The sequence below is a fragment of the Bradyrhizobium macuxiense genome, from assembly GCF_001542415.1.
Classification (GTDB): Bacteria; Pseudomonadota; Alphaproteobacteria; order Rhizobiales; family Xanthobacteraceae; genus Bradyrhizobium; species Bradyrhizobium macuxiense.
Genome location: NZ_LNCU01000019.1, coordinates 25817 through 43217 on the forward strand (window position 1 = coordinate 25817; position 17401 = coordinate 43217).

Consider the following 17401-nt stretch of genomic DNA (forward strand, 5'->3'; position numbering starts at 1 on the left):
GCGTTTCGGCCCGGAGATTCATAAACATGTCGCACAGCCTCATCGTGCTTCCCGACGACACCTTCAACTCGATTCTCGATCCGATCAATGCGGCCAAGCGTTCGCTCAATATCCGGATGTTCCTGTTCACAGACCCAACACTGCTGAAAGCGGTGATCGCGGCCAGGCAACGCGGCCTTAACGTTCGCGTCATGCTCAATCCGGCCCGCCGTGACGGCAATAGCGAAAACGAAATCGCGCGCGAACAGCTGACTGCCGGCGATGTCGAGGTCCAATACAGCAGTCCCGATTTTGCTGTAACTCACCAGAAGTCAATGGTGATCGATGACGAGCTGGGTTTCGTCGAATCTTTGAATTGGGAAACACGCGACCTGACCGAAACACGGGATTACGCGATTGTCACGACCAAAAAGATCGAAGTGTCGGAGATGGTGAGGTGCTTTGATGCCGATTGGATGCACCAAAAGTTTGATCCCAGTGCGAGATCGGAGTTGATCTGGTGCCCGAACAACGGGCGCGAACGTACCGCGCGCTTCATCGATTCCGCCAAAGAGACGCTCTGGATCCAGAACGAGCGCTATCAGGATACGGTGATCATCGAACGCCTGGTCCGCGCCATTGAGCGTGGTGTCCGAGTTCACATCATGGCGCGCCCGTCCCATAAATTGAAGAAAAACAAGCTCGTCGAAGGAATCGGTGGCCTTCGGATCATGCATGACGTCGGAGCCAAGATTCACACGCTGAAGCACCTGAAGTTGCATGGCAAGATGCTCCTCGCCGATGAAGAGCGGGCGATCGTCGGATCGATCAACCTCACGCCCGGGAGCTTTGACGATAGGCGCGAGCTTGCCGTCGAAACTCGCGCACATCATGTTGTCAAACGATTGGCCGAGACCACTCGACACGACTGGAAGCGTTCAAGAAAGCTCGACCTTTCCGATGCGGGCATTCTTGCGGACTTCGAAAAGCACGGCACCAAGGGGGCTGATTTGCTTGCCCTCGGCCCCTCGCAAAAACACGAGAACGACTAATCGGCAAAGTCGGTCGATGATCATGAGTAAGAGCCTACTATCTGGCGATGATCACCTGCATCGCTAGTGCCTGCGCGAAACCGGGCTGCGGCACATGATGGAATTCCGCGCCGATCGAGTTGCGAACGAACCATCGCTCCTGCGAGAAAGGACAGCTCTGGCTTCGTCATTTGACATTCCGGCTCGCCGCCGAGTGGACGCTACAGTGCTGGTCGGCGCCCATAGGGCAAGTCGGAGTTTTTCCGTTAAGCGTTTTGAGACCAGTTCTCGCCGAACACCCTTCTATGCTCGACAGAAACGCGCCCTAGCTTGCCCTACCAGAGCGCAACAGGCCTCTCGCTGTTGCGCGGGCATCATTTCCCGGATGGTCGGGAACCGATGACGCCTGAACATTCAACCTATCCCGTGTGCTAGGCACGCTACTGCGATGGCCTCGACGATACGCTGGTCGGGAGTGGTGTAACCGCTCGGATCGGCCTGTGCATGCGCTAACTGGATAATCGCCAAGTTCGACGACGCCGCACCAACGGCCGTTTGCCGCTCGGTTCCTGCTGCTTGCCCGGAACAGATAGACGTGGTCTTGCGCTCGGAAGCTCGTGTCCGACGAGGTGACGGCATGACGCGGTGACTACAATTGAAAGTATCCATTGATTCATCCGACCAGCTTAAAGGTCCGGACCGAACACATCGTTATTGAACTCGGCCGAGGCCTCGTCGTCGTCCATGCTGTTGATCAGGTTTTGCTCGGGATCCGTAAAGCCTCCTGCTGAGAGCGTATCTGCCGGCAGCGCGCCATAGCTGGCGCGATACTTGTCCATGGCGGCCACGCTGCCGACATACGCACAAGTGCATCCGGAGGGATCGGCGTAGACATAGTAGGGGCGTCCGCCCTTTTGCCGCAGCTGGAATTGATTGGGTGGAAACGACATCAGCCGACTCAACATCTCCGGCGTGGTAGCAGCGATGGGATTAAACCCCGATGATATTAACAATTGGTCCGTTGACTGTTGAGCGTAACTGCTAGCGCTCGAGTACAACTCGGCGAGAAGGATGACCAAGACGATGCCTGCAGTAACGCCCGTAGATCGAAAGCTCATTTTTCCTCCGGCGGCGCCTGGATCGACTACCGACCAGAGCCGGGAGTGAAAGGCAGACATCTATAAATATGCAATGTACGAGCTGATCCACACCAGGATCGACATAAGCAAACCGATGGCACCGGCGTCGTCCGCGAAGACGGTGGCGGTGCCGGGCATTCCGAGCCTGAGCTGACCGCGGTCGATGGTTTTCGGTATGGAAATGGCGGCCGGATAGACTTTGGCGCCGCCGATCGAGCCGACGCGCGCCAGCGTACCCGAGACCGCGACCTGGCCCTGCCCCACGCCCTGCGGGATGGCCGTGACCGTCGCTTCGTGGATGCGGCCGGGATCGTCATCGAACACGAGCTTGACCCGCGCGCCGGGCTTGATGGTCTTGAATCCGTTGGGCGGGAACATGCCCGCGATGAGGATATCGTCCATGACGATGAACGACATCGCCGAGCGCGCCGGGTTGGTACGGTCGCCGACGGCCAGGGCCATGATCGTAACGACGCCATCGCCGACGGCACGGATCGTCGTTTGCTCGAGCTCCCACTTCGCATGCTCGAGCTGCGCCTTGATTTGTGCGACTGTCGTGTTGACGCCGCCAATCTCCGAGTCCATGGCCAGCCGCGTATTCAGTTGCGCGGCCTTGGCCGCCTGCAGCTGAAACTCCACGGTCTCGTACTGTACCTGGATGTCTTGCAGGTGAAACTCGGTTTGCGCATCCTCAGTGACGAGCTTGCGGTAAGCGGCCAGCCGCTGGGTGTGATAGGCGAGCTGCTTGGACAGCCCCTCGACATTTGCGCTCGCCTGCTCGTAACTGGCCGTCAATTGCTTGACCTGCTGGTGCGCCTGGGCGAGCGAGGCCTCGAGCTGGTTGACCTTGTACTGGAACGGCGTCGGATCGATACGAAACAACACGGCGCCGGCCTTCACCGGTTCGTTCGGCTTGACCGCAATTTCGATCACCTCGCCGGAAACATTCGGCGTGACCTCCATGACGCGAGAAACCACGACAAAGCTTCCCGACGGAGTGAGGTAATTGAACATCGCGAGGAACGCCGCAAGGATCAAGGCGCCGAACAGCCCGGCGACGGTGCCGGACGCCCAACCCCATCGCACCAACTTGATCTTGAAGAAGACGAGCCACACCATGATCAAGTACAGCGTCAGGATGATGAGCACGGTTGAACCCCTCTAGCTGGCGAGTACCGGATTGAACACTAACAAGCCCGGTAGCACGGCAGTATCGGCCAAACGCTTGGATCCACGACCTTCGTCTCGCATCTAGCTGACCCAAATCCGATCTCTATGAGACGCGCTTGAAGCCGGGAGACTTCGACATCTCCTCACCAGCCGGCAGAATCGACGGCGGCGTGGTTACTCCCTTTCCGCGGTGGACGGACCTGACACGCTAAGCGTCTTGTCGTCCGCTTGCCAAGCTACCGAAAGTGCGACGACCCGCTATGCAGATTCGGCAAGCCGCGGCTTCCGGCCGCGAAGCTATCGCCCGCAAGGGCATCCAATCTGTTGCCTGCGGTTGGCCTTCGAACCGTAGTGCGCGCGCCAGATAGACCGAGCGCCGGCATCAGACCGAAACAGGCCGGGCCCGGCGCAAGAACGCCGGGCCACATTCCGCGCAGTTCCGTCAATAGCATGGTGGATAAGGATAGTACCCGCAAAGGGGCGGCCGATAATACGGGCCATACGCGTAAGCTGCTGCGGCACCGGCCGCCGCGGCGGCTCCAGCATAATACGCACCCCGATAGGCCGTGCGTCGCGCAACGCCCGCGAATGAAAGCGGCGTAAACGGAAGGCCGATGATGTCGATAAAGACAGAGGCAGGGCCATCGGCGCCCTTGATGTCACCCTCGAGAACGTCGACATCGAAGGCAAGATTATCACCTTCGAGCTTGGGATTTTTCAAGGTGACAACGGCATCCCGCACGCCGCTGCCATCTTTCTGAAACACAGACACCGTGGCGTTAGGCGGATCCTTTGCGAAATTGTCGCTGCCGGCTCCCCAATCCTCAACGATATGACTGGTCAGATCGTGGCCGGCCGAGCGAACCGGCCGATCTGCAAATATGATCGCATTTGACGCGACGCCGTTGAGGACCAGCCTGCCGGCCTGCATGTTCGCGCCCCTGGAGTTGAAGACTATCAGCGATGGAACGATCTGGGGTTTGGTGGCCCCGATCGTCTTTAGCGGTGCATGGGGCGCCGTATCCTGCGCTAAGGCCATGTTTGTGACCGTCAGAACGCCGAGAAAAGCAACTGCACGCATCGTATTCGACAACATGATTCAACTCCAAAATCAGGGATAATCCGGGCCGAGGCATGATGGAAAAGAATGGAGGCCGGCTGAATCGGCTGGCCTCCTTCTTCATTAGTAACCACCGAACTTGTAGTTGAGGCAAACTGAGAGCAGATTCGCGTCTGTCTTGGTGTTGGTGGTGATCGACGCGATGGGCGCCAATGACGGCGTCGAGAAAGTGTTGCTCTCGTTCACCCGCCACAGATAGTCGTACTCGATACCGGCCGTCCAATTCGGAGAGAAGCCGTACTCGAAACCGACACCCACGACGCCACCCCAGCGGGTCCGGCTCGCAAACGCGATGCCCGTGCCGGTCACGCTGTCAAGGATGGCAAAGTCCTGGCTACCAACCGCGCCGCCACCCTTGACGTAGAACAAGGCCTCGTTGACCGCGTAGCCAAGTTGAGCCGTGAAGAGACCCAAGCCGGCAAGGGTCGACTTGTACGTGCGGGCCGGGTCCTGCGCACTGATGCGCGTGTTGCGGATGTTGGCCCAGTCGCCCTGCGCTTCAAGACCGTACACCCATTGTCCGGCCTGCCAGCGATAGCCGAACTGGCCGCCGACGATGCCGCCGCCTTTGCTATTGCAGCCTTCGGCGAAGACGCCGCCAATTCCATTAATGGCGGTGAGATCGACACACTGATTGCTCCAGCCATATCCGCCGTTCGCGCCGAGATAGAAGCCGGACCAGTTATACATCATCGGCGCCGGGATCGGAGCCGCCTTGTAGACCGGCCGCTGCGGAAGGTCCGCGGCCTTTGCAATACCGGTGAGCGCAACGGACATCACCGCCGCCGTGGCAAGTAAACTAACTTTTTTCATAGCCTGACAACCTCATCGAAGGTGGAGAACACATGAGCCATGTGCCATCGACTTTCGCTCAGTTGGTATGCAGAAACTGTCACAGCCGACCAATTCACTGTGGTGTTGCACCAAAACACCACCCCAAACTCACGGCGAGTTGTCAGGCCTCAATGCGCCAAACCGACGCTGCGCCTCGGATGGCAACTCGCCGAACAGCCACCTATAGCGGCCGGCAAACCTGCCGAACTCGGTGACGCCGTGGGCCGCGAGGATATCGACGAGCCTGGCGGCCGGACCCATGTGACGGATCTCATGGTAAACCAGATTCAACTGCCGCAGCTTCAGATAGTGCTTTGGCGAGCAGCCGAGATAGCGCTCGAAAGCGCGCAGCAAGGTCCGGTACTCCACCTTGGTGGCTTTTACGATATCCTTGATATGGATGATGCTTTCCGGATTTTTCCTCACGAACTCGAGGGCCTCCAGAACGATGCGCTCGGAAGCGACCGTGTATTTGTTGGGCAGGAGGGCTTCGCTTACGCGATTGTCCCAGACGTAAGCAAGTTCATCCATCAAGGCGAACTCCGTCTCCCAGGCGACCACCGGCCGGTCGGCGAGCGCAGAATCGGAGATAGAGCGCAGAGCCTGCCTCGATGCTTCGATCAGTCCCGATGCGATCGGCTCTGACAGCCGGACGAGATGCTTGGCCGTCTTCGGCGACGCCTGGCTCGTGACTGCGGGAAGGATCTTCGTTGCAATACTCTCTTCCCGCGGCAGCGACCACGCTACCCATTCGACATGACCGGAACGAACAAAGGTGAAGTGACAATCCGGAGGCAAAATGACCAGGTCCGACGCTTGGCAGCGCGCACCATCGAGCAGGACGCGATCGTCGAAGTTGGACGACTGGATGATCAGGGTCGTAAAATTCGGGTCGGTGACGCCATGGACGATTCCTGGGCCGCCGTCTGCGCCGAACTGAAGAATCGCGCGACGCAATGCGAGATACTTCACGCCCCATCGATGCGAGGACGGAGCGGACTTTAGAAACGTCACCCTCGCGCCCCGAATGGCGTCGGTGTATTCCCCGAAATCATTCAACTCTAAAATACCCCCGCCCGTCAGAGCGGCAGTTCAAGCGAAGAAGATAGGAGGAAGCTATGCTGCTTCGGCAAAACTGCACGAGCGGATCAAGTCCGCAGATGACCGATCCGCTCGCAAACGATCTACTTCATCTGGATGCCCATCAGCTCCCGCTCCGCTTTGAACACCACAGCAATGGCATCGATGATGCGTTTTTCGGGATTGGCCTTGCAGTAGACGATCACCTCGTGCTCCGCGATCTTGCCCTTGCGCAGGTCGAGGAAATGCTTCTTGGCAAGGCCGTTGTACCACCCGCTGTACCAGGCCGTAAGCGCGTCGGCGTCTTCCTGGTAGGTCCCTGCGAGTTGCGCGCAGGTCAGCGTCTGGACGTCGATGAATCCATTTGCATCAACATAAGACGACAGCGGCACCTGGGCCCTGGCTGACGTCATGGCGGCAACCAGGAGCGTAGCGGAAAGGAGCAATCTCAAACGCATTGGGACTCCATTCGTAAGTGAATCAGAGGTTGAGAGATTTCCGGCGACCGAATTGCGAAACGCCGTCGGCTCGACCGGCATCCGAACTGAAACCGTCGGCCCGGATGCGCGATCAGGATCAAGACAAGGTTGCGGATGGCCTGCACCGCGCAGACGCCTGGATTAGGGGCAGCGCATATAAATCCGGCCATAGGCATCGACCGCCTGGACGCATGCGGGTACGACAACCGGGGCGGCCACGGCGGCGGCTCCTGCAGCGACGGCGCCTGCCGTCACCGCTCGCGCCGTCGTGCGTCTCGCAACGCCGGCGTAGCTCAGGGGCGTCAAGGGCCGGCCGATGATCGCATGGGCCTGGGTGACAAAAGAGCCAGCGTCAACGAACGCCTTGTCGCTCGCGAACAGGCCGGCAATCACGGCGGCCACTCCACCTGCAAGCTGCAGGGCCCTGGTGATGGACGATATCATTTCTTTCCTCCCTGAGGCGATCCCGGCGGGACTTCATCGATGTTCACAAGCGAGCCGAAAACCACCTGCTTCGCTTCAGCCGCAGGCTGGAAAGCAAAAGCGTCGGCCGGCGGCTGGCTGTTCGTCTTCCAGTCCCTGATCCTGAGGGTGTATTGAGGCGCTCCGGTCACCGTCTTGCTGGTGATGACGAACTTGCGAGGAACTGGATTGGTCCCAGCCTCGATCCATATCTGCCAATCCGTGTCGGATGAGCGGAAGGCGAGATGCTCGCACTCGACGCCCTCGATCACACCGCGACCGACATGCTTGGCATCATATACGCCCGTCATCAGATCGTCGAATGACCGCGATAGCAGCAAGTCGGCACCGGGGGCCTCGATGCCAAACTCGGAACGCATCTTGTCGATCAGCTGGTCCACGTTGCCGGAAAAATCCGCCTGGGCATAGGCGTCGATATTTTTTCCGAAGACCGTCACCTTCTTTCCGTCGAAGACCAACTCGACGTCCGCGTAGCCTCCCGTCCGGCTGGCACGCAGCTTGTCGGGACGGCTGAGGATCACCTGTCCCGAACTCGCGAACTGAACCTTTTGCAGATCGTCTGTGACGACTTCGATATCAGAATCGAAAGTTGCCTGGATGGTCGACCGACCGCCGATATAGGCGGACATTCGTTTCAGGATGGGCACGGCATCATCGCCCTGCGCGTTAGCGCCACCCGCGAGGATAGCGGCGCAGAGAACCACGCCGGGCGCGAAGATGCGCCGAACAAGAGCAAGTGTGATCATCGATGCGATCCCGCTCAGAACCGATAGTTGATGCCGGCACGCACGATATTCAGGTCATCCGTGCTCACTCCGGTGCCGACGACTTTCGTGTAGAGATATTCGGCCTTCAGAGACCAGTGCGGCGTGAAGCCGTATTCGAAGCCCAGACCAGCCGAAATGCCCGGACGCCAGGACGAGCCCGAACACGGCAGGACGCCAAGCGTGCCGCAGGGCACGCCTGCAATGGTCGATGCATTGGCGCTCGACTTGACGAAGGCTCCGCCGCCGGTGGCGTAGATCAAGACGTTGTTCATGGCGACGCCGACCCGCGCCCTCGCCGTTGCAAGCGCGCCAATGCTCGACGAGGTGTTCAGCGTGACGCCCTGCCCGAGGCCGAAGATACTGGGTGTTACCACGGACGAGCCGCTGATGTTGGCCCAGTCAATGTCACCTTCCAGACCGAGCACAACGTATCCCTGCTGAATCTGCGCGCCCAATGTGCCGCCAATCATACCGCCGCTGATGTCGAAACCGGCACGATCGAACCTGTTGGAGAACAGCACCAGCGGATCCTGGTTACCCCAGCCATATCCAGCGTTGCCGCCGACATAGAACCCCGTCCAGTTATAGACAGCGACAGCCGGAGCCGGCGCTTTGTAGGCGGGAGCCGCTGGCAAATCCGCCGCAGCCGCATAGCCGCCCATCATCCCCGAAGCTGCGATCGCAACTGCAAACTTACTGATCTTGTTCATTGCCCCACCCGAGTGATTGAAGGAATTCGTGCAGCATCAAATCGCATCTGGCACGCGCAACCCGCTATGCAGAATCTGACGCCTGCTTTCAATTTTTCCACCTGTGGCGCAGTTGCCGCAGCCGACGCATCGCGCCATCGATGTTGACCGCAGGCCTTACCTTCCCGAATGGCTGCTTGGTGCAACGCGTGCGGGTTGACGAATATGCAAATTCTGACAGTCCAGAGCGGCGATCGGTCGCTCTGGCTGGTTCAACTTTACCGAACGCCATCATGGTCACCGTCAGCCCAATTGCGTGCGAAATGCAGCGGCGCCTTCGACGGATCATCGTCGCCAGCACGGACAATTCCGCTAGAGAAGAAGATCAAAACGGCGAGCGTTACTCTCGGGGAAACGAACGCAATGGCGCGCGCTCAGCGCGCCCAACTTTCGCAGTTGCTCGCAAGACGCCTTCTTCGAACTTGTTGGAATGATATCGACGATACGCCGGAACGGCCTATGCAAAATCTGCCAACGCACGGGGCGGCGCCGCCTCGCGGCGGATCCTACGGCAGATCTGCCTCCTTGGTGTCCTCAAATGAGACAGGCTCGACAGGTGGCGGCTCGAACATTGCCGCGAGCCAATGGTGAATGAGCGTCGAGGGTATTGCCCGTCGCGGTCTGCAGGGATTAATGGTGCCCGCGGTCACAACGTATCCTTGCTCGAATTTCTCGCGAGCAAACCTCTGGGCATCGAGCTCGGTTGGAAAGCTTTCACTTTGTCTCGAACGTCGCTGCGCCAAAGCTTGGCGCACTTTCTTCGGCACCTCAAACGAAACATACCACGTTTTTGACAGGTCAGTTGGCACCGGGTCGTCCGATCTGTTTTCCCTGTTGGCTCGCCTATCTCTGCGCGCTCGCTCCCGCCATGCGCTTTCTGCACCACGAACTGGAGCCGCGTCTCATCCCGTCACGCAAAAAAGGCGTGGAGGTTCAATAGACCGGACGCAGCTGTAGGCCGGAAAGGCCGACGGTGACATCGATGGCAATTGACCCCTCTACGGAAACGGGCTGCAACGCAAATGACCGCCCCGAGCCCCCGACTAGGACATTGACGCCGGCGCCCAGGCCAAGGCCGATGTCACCTGACGCCCCGACATATTCGCCGGCGAGAGCGCCGACCGGTGGGCCTGCCGTCGGAGCAAAAACCGCCCAAGCGAGCGCACCTCCGGCCGAAACGCCGATATCGATTCCGACGGTGTTGAGCGCGCCTTCATAGAGTTGAATCGGGAACGGCGGGTTCTGAGTAAAGCGACATGACATCGATTGATGACCGAATATGACAAACCCGACGCTGGGGTCGACCTTGCACGCCAGCATGCCGATCTGGGTCCACGATGCCTGTTGGGCGCCTGCGGACGACACAGAGCCAGACCATGCCCCGAAGGTGCAAAGGACAGCCAGAACTTGTGCGCGCATTCGCTTCCCGATCATCTCGCAAAACCTCGTTGATCGCGGGCAGGCGCTGGTCCTGAACCGCCTTCTGCTTTTCGTAGATGAGCATGCGCGAAGCCGATGAGACTATGCAAAATCGGCACGCCGAACCCGCCGTCAGCGAAAAATCGCGCCTCGACGGCTGAATGACGAGGCATAGCCGAGCCGCTTTTGCACATGCGCGCGTCTGCCTGGCGCAGGCGGGAACGACGAGGCTGGACAAACCAGCGGTTGCTCTGCCAACAATTGCATAGTCGATCCTTGAAAAGCGCGCGCTAGCCGATTTTCAGTCCGGGCATTTCACCGCAACTGGCGCCTGAGGGGCGCGCGTACCTGATTAACGGAGAAAGGGATGCAGATGCTGATCGACACACCGACCGCCGCGCACCTGTCGCAGGTCATTTCGCAGGTGACGGCACCAGCGTTTCTCCTTGGCGCAGTTGCAGCTTTCGTTTCGCTTCTGATCGGGCGGATGAATCGCATTGTCGACAGGCTACAGGCACTGCACGCTACGATCGACGACGACATTTCCCGAACGCACCCCGACGTGCCGCACCTCAGGCGCCGCGCCGTGCTTCTGAACAAGGCGATTGTTCTTTCGACGATCAGCGCGATTGTCACGTCGCTCCTGGTGATCCTGGCGTTCGTCTCCGCCTTCTTCCAGTTTCAGCATGAATATGGGGTTGCCCTGCTCTTTGTTATTGCGCTGAGCTTCTTCACGCTTTCGCTGGTAGATCTGGTCCGGGAGGCCCGCCTGTCGCTGCATGACCTCAGCCATCAAAAACCAGGCCGAAGCCCGTAGCAGCGAAATTCGAACACTGAGCGTTTTCGATCATCCAGCACGTCCCATGATAGCCGAGACCTATCCTGGATGCGTCAATAGGCCGCAGATCGCCCTTCGGTTTCGAAACAACGCTTCATTAATCGGAAGTTGTATGCGATAGAGTTTCAACTTTCTTTTTGAAGACGATGTTACTTTCGAACGATCTCTCTCAGGCATCTGAACGTTGCGGGGGGTATTAGAAGTGTTTTGGGTTAGAAGGATGAGGATCGAAGATCCGCTGCTTTGCCCGAGTGCCGTTCAAGGAATGGAGACCAACGTATTTCCGACGAAGCGTGGCCAGCTCGATCTGACGATTGAGCAGATTGGTTTGGATCGGCTTTGGATGAGCCGGTACGAGGTGAATCTGCCTCAAGTCAGCAGATTTGCCGTCCGGCCCGGTCGCAGATCCATCAGCTTTCTGCCCGAATTGGAAGGCCCCTCGATCCAGCACTGCGGCATGGATGTCGCGCCGGGCGATATCGTTATCGACAAGCTCGACGTGTTGCAGCACCAGCGCACCGGCGCCAACCATCGCTATTGTGGAATGTCGCTCCCCGAGGATGAACTGAGTGCAACGCTGGCGACCGTCGTTGGAGCTGACTTTCTGGAAAAGCAGCTGGCAACCCGCGTGGTTCGGCCCCGCCCCGAGTTGATGTCGCGCCTGTTGAAGATGCACCAAGCCGTTGGCGAGTTAGCCCGTACGACGCCGGACGTGCTGGAATCGCCCGAACTACGTCGCGGGTTCGAACAACAAATGTCTTATCTGATGGTTCGATGCCTTGCCGAAGGCGCCGGCATCGAGATCACCGCTGGCAGACGGCGTCACGATGCGATTATCGCGCGGCTCGAGGATTACCTGGCTGAAAACTCGGACCGTGCCATCTATCTGACCGAACTCTGCGCTGCGACGAACGTTTCCGAGCGGACGCTGCGATCGGCTTGCGAGGAACATCTCGGCATGGCTCCGATCCGCTATCTCACGATGCGAAGAATGTATCTGGTCCGGCGCGCGCTGCTGCGCGCTGACGCATCCAAGGCCACCGTTACCCATATCGTGACAAATTACGGGTTCTGGGAGCTCGGGCGTTTCTCGGTCACCTACCGCACGCTGTTTGGAGAGTTACCCTCGGAAACACTGCGGCGCCCCGCGCAGGACCCCGATCTCCATCTCATTCGTCCGACAACGCTGCCGGCCGAGGTCATCGTGGGACGGCTTCACTAGCCCAAGCATCGACTTACCCCACCGCGGAAATCGACCGGCCAATTTGCGCCAATTCGGCTTTCGCTCGAAATTTGATTCCGCGCTTCGTTGAGCGCGCCAATTCGTCTCACGGCGCCGGAATTGCATAGTCGCCTCCCATCCATTGACTGATGGTGGCCCATCGAGGAAGCCCATGGGCATCAAATGGTCGCGAGAGCCATTCGCCCGTCCGATGGGACAAGGGGATATGGCTGAGCGCTCCATTTCAAGGTTTGACGATCCCGGAGCTTACGAAGCCGAATTTGGCGATATCGGTGTCAATTTCACGATAACCGGTCCCGGGAATTTCGACGCGGAGTTGCTGCGGCTGAAACTGGACCATCTCGTCGTCATGCGGCTGCGCGAATCACTGCCGCGCATTGCCTGCATTTCGCTTGCGGCCGACAGGGTCTTTTTGTCCTTTCCTGTTGGCCGGGTGAGCCTTGAATGCGACGGGCTTGCCTTCCAAAGTGGCCAGATCGCCTTTCACTGCCTCAACCAGCGGATGCATCAGCGATCGAGCGGCAAATTCCAATGGGGTCTGATATCCTTACCCATAGAACAGTTTGCAAAGAATGGTGCCGCATTGACCGGTCAGCCAATCCTGCCCCCGCGCTCGACCAGACTACTCCACCCTTTCGGCGCGGACTTGTCCCGTTTTCAGCACCTGTTCCAACACGCCTGTCACCTGGCGGCTCCTGCAAACAAACTGATTGAGCAGCCCGAAGTGGCAAGGGCGCTCGAACAGGATATGATTCATGCCGTGATCCATTGCCTCACCGGCGACGGGACGGAAAGCAGTTCCAGAGCACGCTCCAACCGCACAGCCTTGATGACCCGCTTCGAAACCGCGCTGCGCAAATCCGTCGGCCAGAAGATCACGTTGCCCGATCTTTGTGCCGAAATCGGCGTGGCCGAGCGCACATTGCGGATGTGCTGTCACGAGTTTCTCGGCGTCAGCCCGATGCGATACCTCCTGTTGCGCCGGCTGAACAAGGCCCGCGCCGCGCTACGGCGCGCCGATGCCTCCACTACGAGCGTCGCCAGAATCGCGCGGGAGTATCAATTCTCTGAGCTGGGACGTTTTGCTGCGACATACCGTGCAGCTTTCGGAGAAGCGCCGCTGACGACCCTTCAGCGCAAGGCCTAGGTGTGTTCGGGAGAGGCGCTCTATGATAGCAGCGCGGGGTGCGAGGCCGAGTTGTCCGGGATGGGAAGCCGGAATGATGACATCTCGAGCAACCAGCGCCTAAAAACTGCAGGCAGGAACGACGATGAAACTGAATGGCGACGTTGAACGTCGCCGCGAAGATGAGAGCTTGATTCATTTGCTCCGGACCTTGCTGAAAAACGTATAGTTGGAGAGAGCTGCGCTTTCTTTGCCGATTTTGCATAGGCGGCTGATTTCAGGGTGTCTACGGTCCGCACTGACCAACGTGCCGGAAGCCCCCGGCTGATTGCAAGGAGAACGAGATGCGCAACAAGAGAGGCGTGCCCATCTGCATGGCATTGCTGGCGGCAACGTTGCTGCTCGACACAGGGACTGCGCGGGCCCAGAACGCGCCAAACGGACAACTGAAAACGATAGGCACGCCTTCCGCTGCACATGCTCAAATTGTGCCATCGCTCATCGTCCTCAATTCCCGCAGCGCGACATTGCAAGGCGACAGCCTCGTGCTGACCGGCGTCATGCCGAACTCGATCATATTCGCGGACCGGCCCGTGCGCGCTGCCGGCCATCAACTGACGGCTGACATCGTAGCCGACTGGGGCACAGGCAAGGACAGCTTTGCCGGCGATCCCCCGAACGCGACTGTTTCGGCTTTCAACACCAAGGACGGCTCCGTGAAGGATGCCGTGGTCGTCCTGAAGAATCCGAAGCTGGATGGGGACAAGCTCGTCTTCGCGGTTCAGACCCTCGAGGGCGATCTGAACGGCGCGGACGGCGCAGCCTCGATCTTCATCGATATTATCGGCCGCCCCTTTACACCGCTTTCCTTTGCGGGCGTCGCGCGGCGCACTGCATACCGGGGCGCGATGTATGCCAGAGCTGCCGCCGTCGGAGCCGCCTACGCCCGGCCCTATTGCGGCTATTATCCCTATCCTCCTTGTTATTGAATGCGTCGCGTACCGGGGCGGCACACAGCTGCCGCCCGTTCCGGTTCGGCCCTTGCCGCAGCCTTGGTCGAGCAGGTGTAGTACCCGTATCGCCCGCTCGTCCCGTCCTCACCGTCATCGCGCCAACAGCACGCGCATCACGGAGCGCTAGCGTGATCGCCGCAGCCCATAGCATGCGGCCGCTCGCCGAAGTGGCGCAATTATGGTAGCCGATCGTCGCGCGCGTTTCTGACTCGCTCAACGCCGACAATACGGCTCGAGGCTGGTAGAAACATGGATCTTCTCGCGTCAGGAACGTGGATCACAGACTGGCTGTGCGGACTCCCCTTGATCGTCCTTGCGTCTGTCATCCACGTCATCGGTCTCGGCGTGATAGAACTCGGCGTTGAGCGAGGTTTAAGGCGCGCGCAAAGAGTTCGTGGCTATCTGGCGACATTTGTAGCGGTGGTGGGAGCGACCGTGCTGTCTGCCACCGCCTTGCACGCCGTAGGGGCCGCTGTCTGGGCCGGAACCTACCTCTGGCTCGGCGCTCTTCCAGACGAGCGCTCGGCGATGCTGTATTCAATTGGCGCGATGACGACATTCGGCCATGCAAGCCTCCATCTTTCTGACCGTTGGCAGATGTTGGGGGCGCTCGAAGCTCTCAACGGCATGTTGCTGTTTGGACTGACTACGGCCTTCCTCTACGCCATTATACGCAACGTTCATGCTGCCATGATGGGCACGCGGGCGATCTCTATGGAGGACGCCGAAGAAGTGCGGGCCATCCATCCGGTTGGCCCAATGCGCCAGTCCAGGCCCTGAACGCAAACGGTCATTTTCTGAGCACGGGCGGGATAAGCGCTGAAACAGCCAGGCGGCTTCCCTCCTGAGGCAGAATGGGCAAATCGCAGCCTATCGCGGAATTGGAAACCGGAGCGCGCTGAGAACTGGTGGCGTCATAGCGCCACGGCGAAGCAATGGTGCGATCTCCATCGGCCGTAGCGCGCGACCATCCAGCCAGAGCCTGGTGATCTACCGGAGGCGCTTCACACGATTGGCCGATTTCGTCTCTCGCCGAGATTTGTGCTTCTGTACCGTCGCCCACCCTTCTTGTTGGCGACGGTACAGTGGGACCACGAAGTCATTCGGTTATGCCGGCTCACCCGAGGGCCCGGCATCAGTTCAATTTCTCAAGCCCCGACCTTCTTGGCCGCAGGGATCGTCCATGTGCCGTTGATGATCGACGGGTCCGTTTCTTGCGGCCAATACATGCGCAGCATGAGGATGAAGTCTCCCTCAGGCGCCGGAAGCCAGTTCGATTCCTTGTCCTTACCAGGGGAGTCCTTCTGGATGTAGAGGTCGGTTGAGCCGTCGGGATTTTGCTTCAGGTCTTGCCGCGCGCTGATGGAGTAGCGGTTGAGCGGATTGTCCACGAAGAAGTAGGCGCTGTTGTACATCGTGAGCGACCAGAATCCCTCGGCGGGAGGCAGGTGCCCCTTCGGGAAACGCATGACATACTTGTTTGCGCCATTGTACTTGCGGCCATCCGCGTCCTTTTGCGAAGTCGGATAGACCGCATCCTGCGGACGATTGGCGCCGAGTCCGATCGCGGTCACGAGGGCTCGCATCAGATAGTCGGTACCGTAGATACCGGTTCTCGTTGTGAAGGCAAAGCCGTTCTCATCCTTGACGGCCTTGTTGACCTTGAACTGAAGCATGATCCTATCGAACGACACCTCCGGCACGCGCTTGAGGAAGTCCGCCTTGAGCTTGCTCTCGTCAAAATCCTGTCCGGGGACGATGCCGATGCGAGCAAATTTGGCAAGTTGAGGGGCGTCCGCTTCGTATGGCAGATTGTTTTTCATGAGCTCGCAGAGCAGCTTGAAATACGACACCGCGTCCATGCGGTTGACCTGTTCGCGGACAGCGGTCTTCATGTCGATCGAGGGATCGACCTTGCCCGCAGGCGGCGTGTACGGCTTGCCATAGGCGCTGAGGGGAACGAGCTTGCACTCATCCTGCAGCTTGTGGACGGCGGCGTAGTCCTCTGGAGTGCCGGTGCAATAGATGCGGCCGAGCAACCACACGATGTTGGTCTGCGACTTGTACTCCTTCACGCCATCCGGCAGTGTGCCTTTCCAGCCAGGTCCGGTGATCGCGTAGGTCTGTGCCCCCGTCCCTGTGGTGCGCTTGCCCGGCACCTGGAATACCGTGGTCCAGCCGTCCAGCATCGGCATCAGGTAATAACGCCCCTTCATGTCCGGGATGCTGAGGACCCACGGTTCTTTCCCGACATCCAAAAAGGAAGTCGTGTAGAGGGTGTCCGCGTTCGGTGCCGTGACGTCCTTGAATGAGGCATCCGGATATTGGCGCATCTTGATGATCTGCCCCATCGGCGCCTTCGTTTCCGCGGGTTCGGCGATGTTGGTGAGAACCCGGCGGGTCATCTCCATCGTCACCAACGGATAGCCGAAAACGTAGGCGTCGCTCGCGAGCCAAAAATCCTCGAGGCCCTCCCTCACGCCAAGGAAGGAATCCTGCGCAAGGGCAGATCGTGTTGCAGTTGCACCTGCCAGCAGGCCCAAGCCTCCCAGCGCGAGATTACGACGAGTGATCTCCATATTCTTCTCTCCTTGGCACCTGATTGAAACGGCTTCAAACGATTGGCGAGTGGGGCCGACAACGACAAAACTTCCAGGATTCTACTGCAGAAGTTCACGCCTCTTCAGCGCGTACGAACTCCGGATCGATCGCTTTTGCATCAAATGCTCCCGTGCCGTGCTGAGCGAGCTGGCATACCGGCGACTCCTCATCCGCCTGCCAACTAACGGAGAACTCGGCGACCTGCTATGCAAATTCGGCAAGCGCGAGCTTTGGTCGCGGACCAATGGACGCTGGATCAGCTTCGTAGCGACTGCGAGGGATTTCTCCGGCACGCGGCCAACAGGACCCGCACCTTTGCCGAAACTGCAT

The 17401-nt window shown here is 59.3% G+C and carries 17 protein-coding genes; 6 read left to right on the top strand and 11 right to left on the bottom strand.

The annotated features are described in order from the left end of the window. The first annotated feature begins 26 nt into the window (after nucleotides 1-26). Complete coding sequence (locus AS156_RS03940) at nucleotides 27-1031, top strand: phospholipase D-like domain-containing protein (protein WP_066500289.1); 1005 nt, start codon at nucleotides 27-29, stop codon at nucleotides 1029-1031. 665 nt (nucleotides 1032-1696) lie between these two features. Here the strand turns inward: AS156_RS03940 and AS156_RS03945 are convergent. The 10 genes from AS156_RS03945 to AS156_RS03995 form a co-directional block, all read right to left on the bottom strand. Then, nucleotides 1697-1960 carry a hypothetical protein gene (locus AS156_RS03945; protein WP_066500291.1) on the bottom strand — a complete coding sequence of 88 codons (264 nt, stop codon included), beginning with the start codon at nucleotides 1958-1960 and terminating at the stop codon, nucleotides 1697-1699. 228 nt (nucleotides 1961-2188) lie between these two features. Continuing rightward, a complete protein-coding gene (locus AS156_RS03950) occupies nucleotides 2189-3298 on the bottom strand; it encodes an HlyD family secretion protein (RefSeq protein WP_066500293.1) in 1110 nt (369 codons plus the stop codon). A gap of 463 nt (nucleotides 3299-3761) precedes the next feature. Then, nucleotides 3762-4415: a hypothetical protein gene (locus AS156_RS03955; protein ID WP_245312540.1), complete on the bottom strand. Its 654-nt coding sequence runs from the start codon at nucleotides 4413-4415 to the stop codon at nucleotides 3762-3764. An 87-nt stretch (nucleotides 4416-4502) separates the two neighbouring features. After that, the gene (locus tag AS156_RS03965) at nucleotides 4503-5252 is read right to left on the bottom strand and encodes an outer membrane protein (protein ID WP_066500300.1); all 750 of its coding nucleotides are present in this window, start codon (nucleotides 5250-5252) and stop codon (nucleotides 4503-4505) included. Nucleotides 5253-5381: 129 nt separating this feature from the next. Continuing rightward, complete coding sequence (locus tag AS156_RS03970) at nucleotides 5382-6245, bottom strand: helix-turn-helix domain-containing protein (RefSeq protein WP_066500302.1); 864 nt, start codon at nucleotides 6243-6245, stop codon at nucleotides 5382-5384. A 212-nt stretch (nucleotides 6246-6457) separates the two neighbouring features. Next, on the bottom strand, nucleotides 6458-6811 hold the full coding sequence (locus AS156_RS03975; protein ID WP_066500304.1) for an HdeA/HdeB family chaperone: 354 nt from the start codon (nucleotides 6809-6811) through the stop codon (nucleotides 6458-6460). Nucleotides 6812-6973: 162 nt separating this feature from the next. After that, the gene (locus AS156_RS03980) at nucleotides 6974-7276 is read right to left on the bottom strand and encodes a hypothetical protein (protein WP_066500307.1); all 303 of its coding nucleotides are present in this window, start codon (nucleotides 7274-7276) and stop codon (nucleotides 6974-6976) included. Continuing rightward, on the bottom strand, nucleotides 7273-8061 hold the full coding sequence (locus AS156_RS03985; RefSeq protein ID WP_066500308.1) for a DUF2092 domain-containing protein: 789 nt from the start codon (nucleotides 8059-8061) through the stop codon (nucleotides 7273-7275). Before AS156_RS03985 ends, AS156_RS03980 begins: the two co-directional genes overlap by 4 nt. A 14-nt stretch (nucleotides 8062-8075) precedes the next feature. Beyond that, nucleotides 8076-8747 carry an outer membrane protein gene (locus AS156_RS03990; RefSeq protein WP_066500618.1) on the bottom strand — a complete coding sequence of 224 codons (672 nt, stop codon included), beginning with the start codon at nucleotides 8745-8747 and terminating at the stop codon, nucleotides 8076-8078. A 1017-nt stretch (nucleotides 8748-9764) separates the two neighbouring features. Further along, nucleotides 9765-10265 (bottom strand): DUF992 domain-containing protein, encoded by a 501-nt coding sequence (locus tag AS156_RS03995; RefSeq protein ID WP_082747308.1) that lies wholly within the window; start codon nucleotides 10263-10265, stop codon nucleotides 9765-9767. A 352-nt stretch (nucleotides 10266-10617) separates the two neighbouring features. Between AS156_RS03995 and AS156_RS04000 the strand changes: the two genes are divergently transcribed. The 5 genes from AS156_RS04000 to AS156_RS04020 all read left to right on the top strand — a co-directional run bounded on the left by AS156_RS04000 (nucleotide 10618) and on the right by AS156_RS04020 (nucleotide 15250). Further along, on the top strand, nucleotides 10618-11067 hold the full coding sequence (locus AS156_RS04000) for a DUF2721 domain-containing protein (protein WP_245312542.1): 450 nt from the start codon (nucleotides 10618-10620) through the stop codon (nucleotides 11065-11067). Between the two features lie 241 nt (nucleotides 11068-11308). Next, complete coding sequence (locus AS156_RS04005; RefSeq protein ID WP_082747309.1) at nucleotides 11309-12310, top strand: AraC family transcriptional regulator; 1002 nt, start codon at nucleotides 11309-11311, stop codon at nucleotides 12308-12310. A 172-nt stretch (nucleotides 12311-12482) separates the two neighbouring features. After that, on the top strand, nucleotides 12483-13478 hold the full coding sequence (locus tag AS156_RS04010) for a helix-turn-helix domain-containing protein (protein ID WP_066500311.1): 996 nt from the start codon (nucleotides 12483-12485) through the stop codon (nucleotides 13476-13478). A 323-nt stretch (nucleotides 13479-13801) separates the two neighbouring features. Further along, a complete protein-coding gene (locus AS156_RS04015) occupies nucleotides 13802-14446 on the top strand; it encodes a hypothetical protein (protein WP_245312543.1) in 645 nt (214 codons plus the stop codon). Between the two features lie 273 nt (nucleotides 14447-14719). Next, nucleotides 14720-15250 (top strand): hypothetical protein, encoded by a 531-nt coding sequence (locus tag AS156_RS04020; protein WP_066500314.1) that lies wholly within the window; start codon nucleotides 14720-14722, stop codon nucleotides 15248-15250. Between the two features lie 368 nt (nucleotides 15251-15618). Here the strand turns inward: AS156_RS04020 and AS156_RS04025 are convergent, their stop codons facing one another. Further along, nucleotides 15619-17049, bottom strand: coding sequence for a DUF1254 domain-containing protein (locus AS156_RS04025; RefSeq protein WP_066500319.1), 1431 nt, complete (start codon nucleotides 17047-17049; stop codon nucleotides 15619-15621). Between the last annotated feature and the right edge of the window lie 352 nt (nucleotides 17050-17401).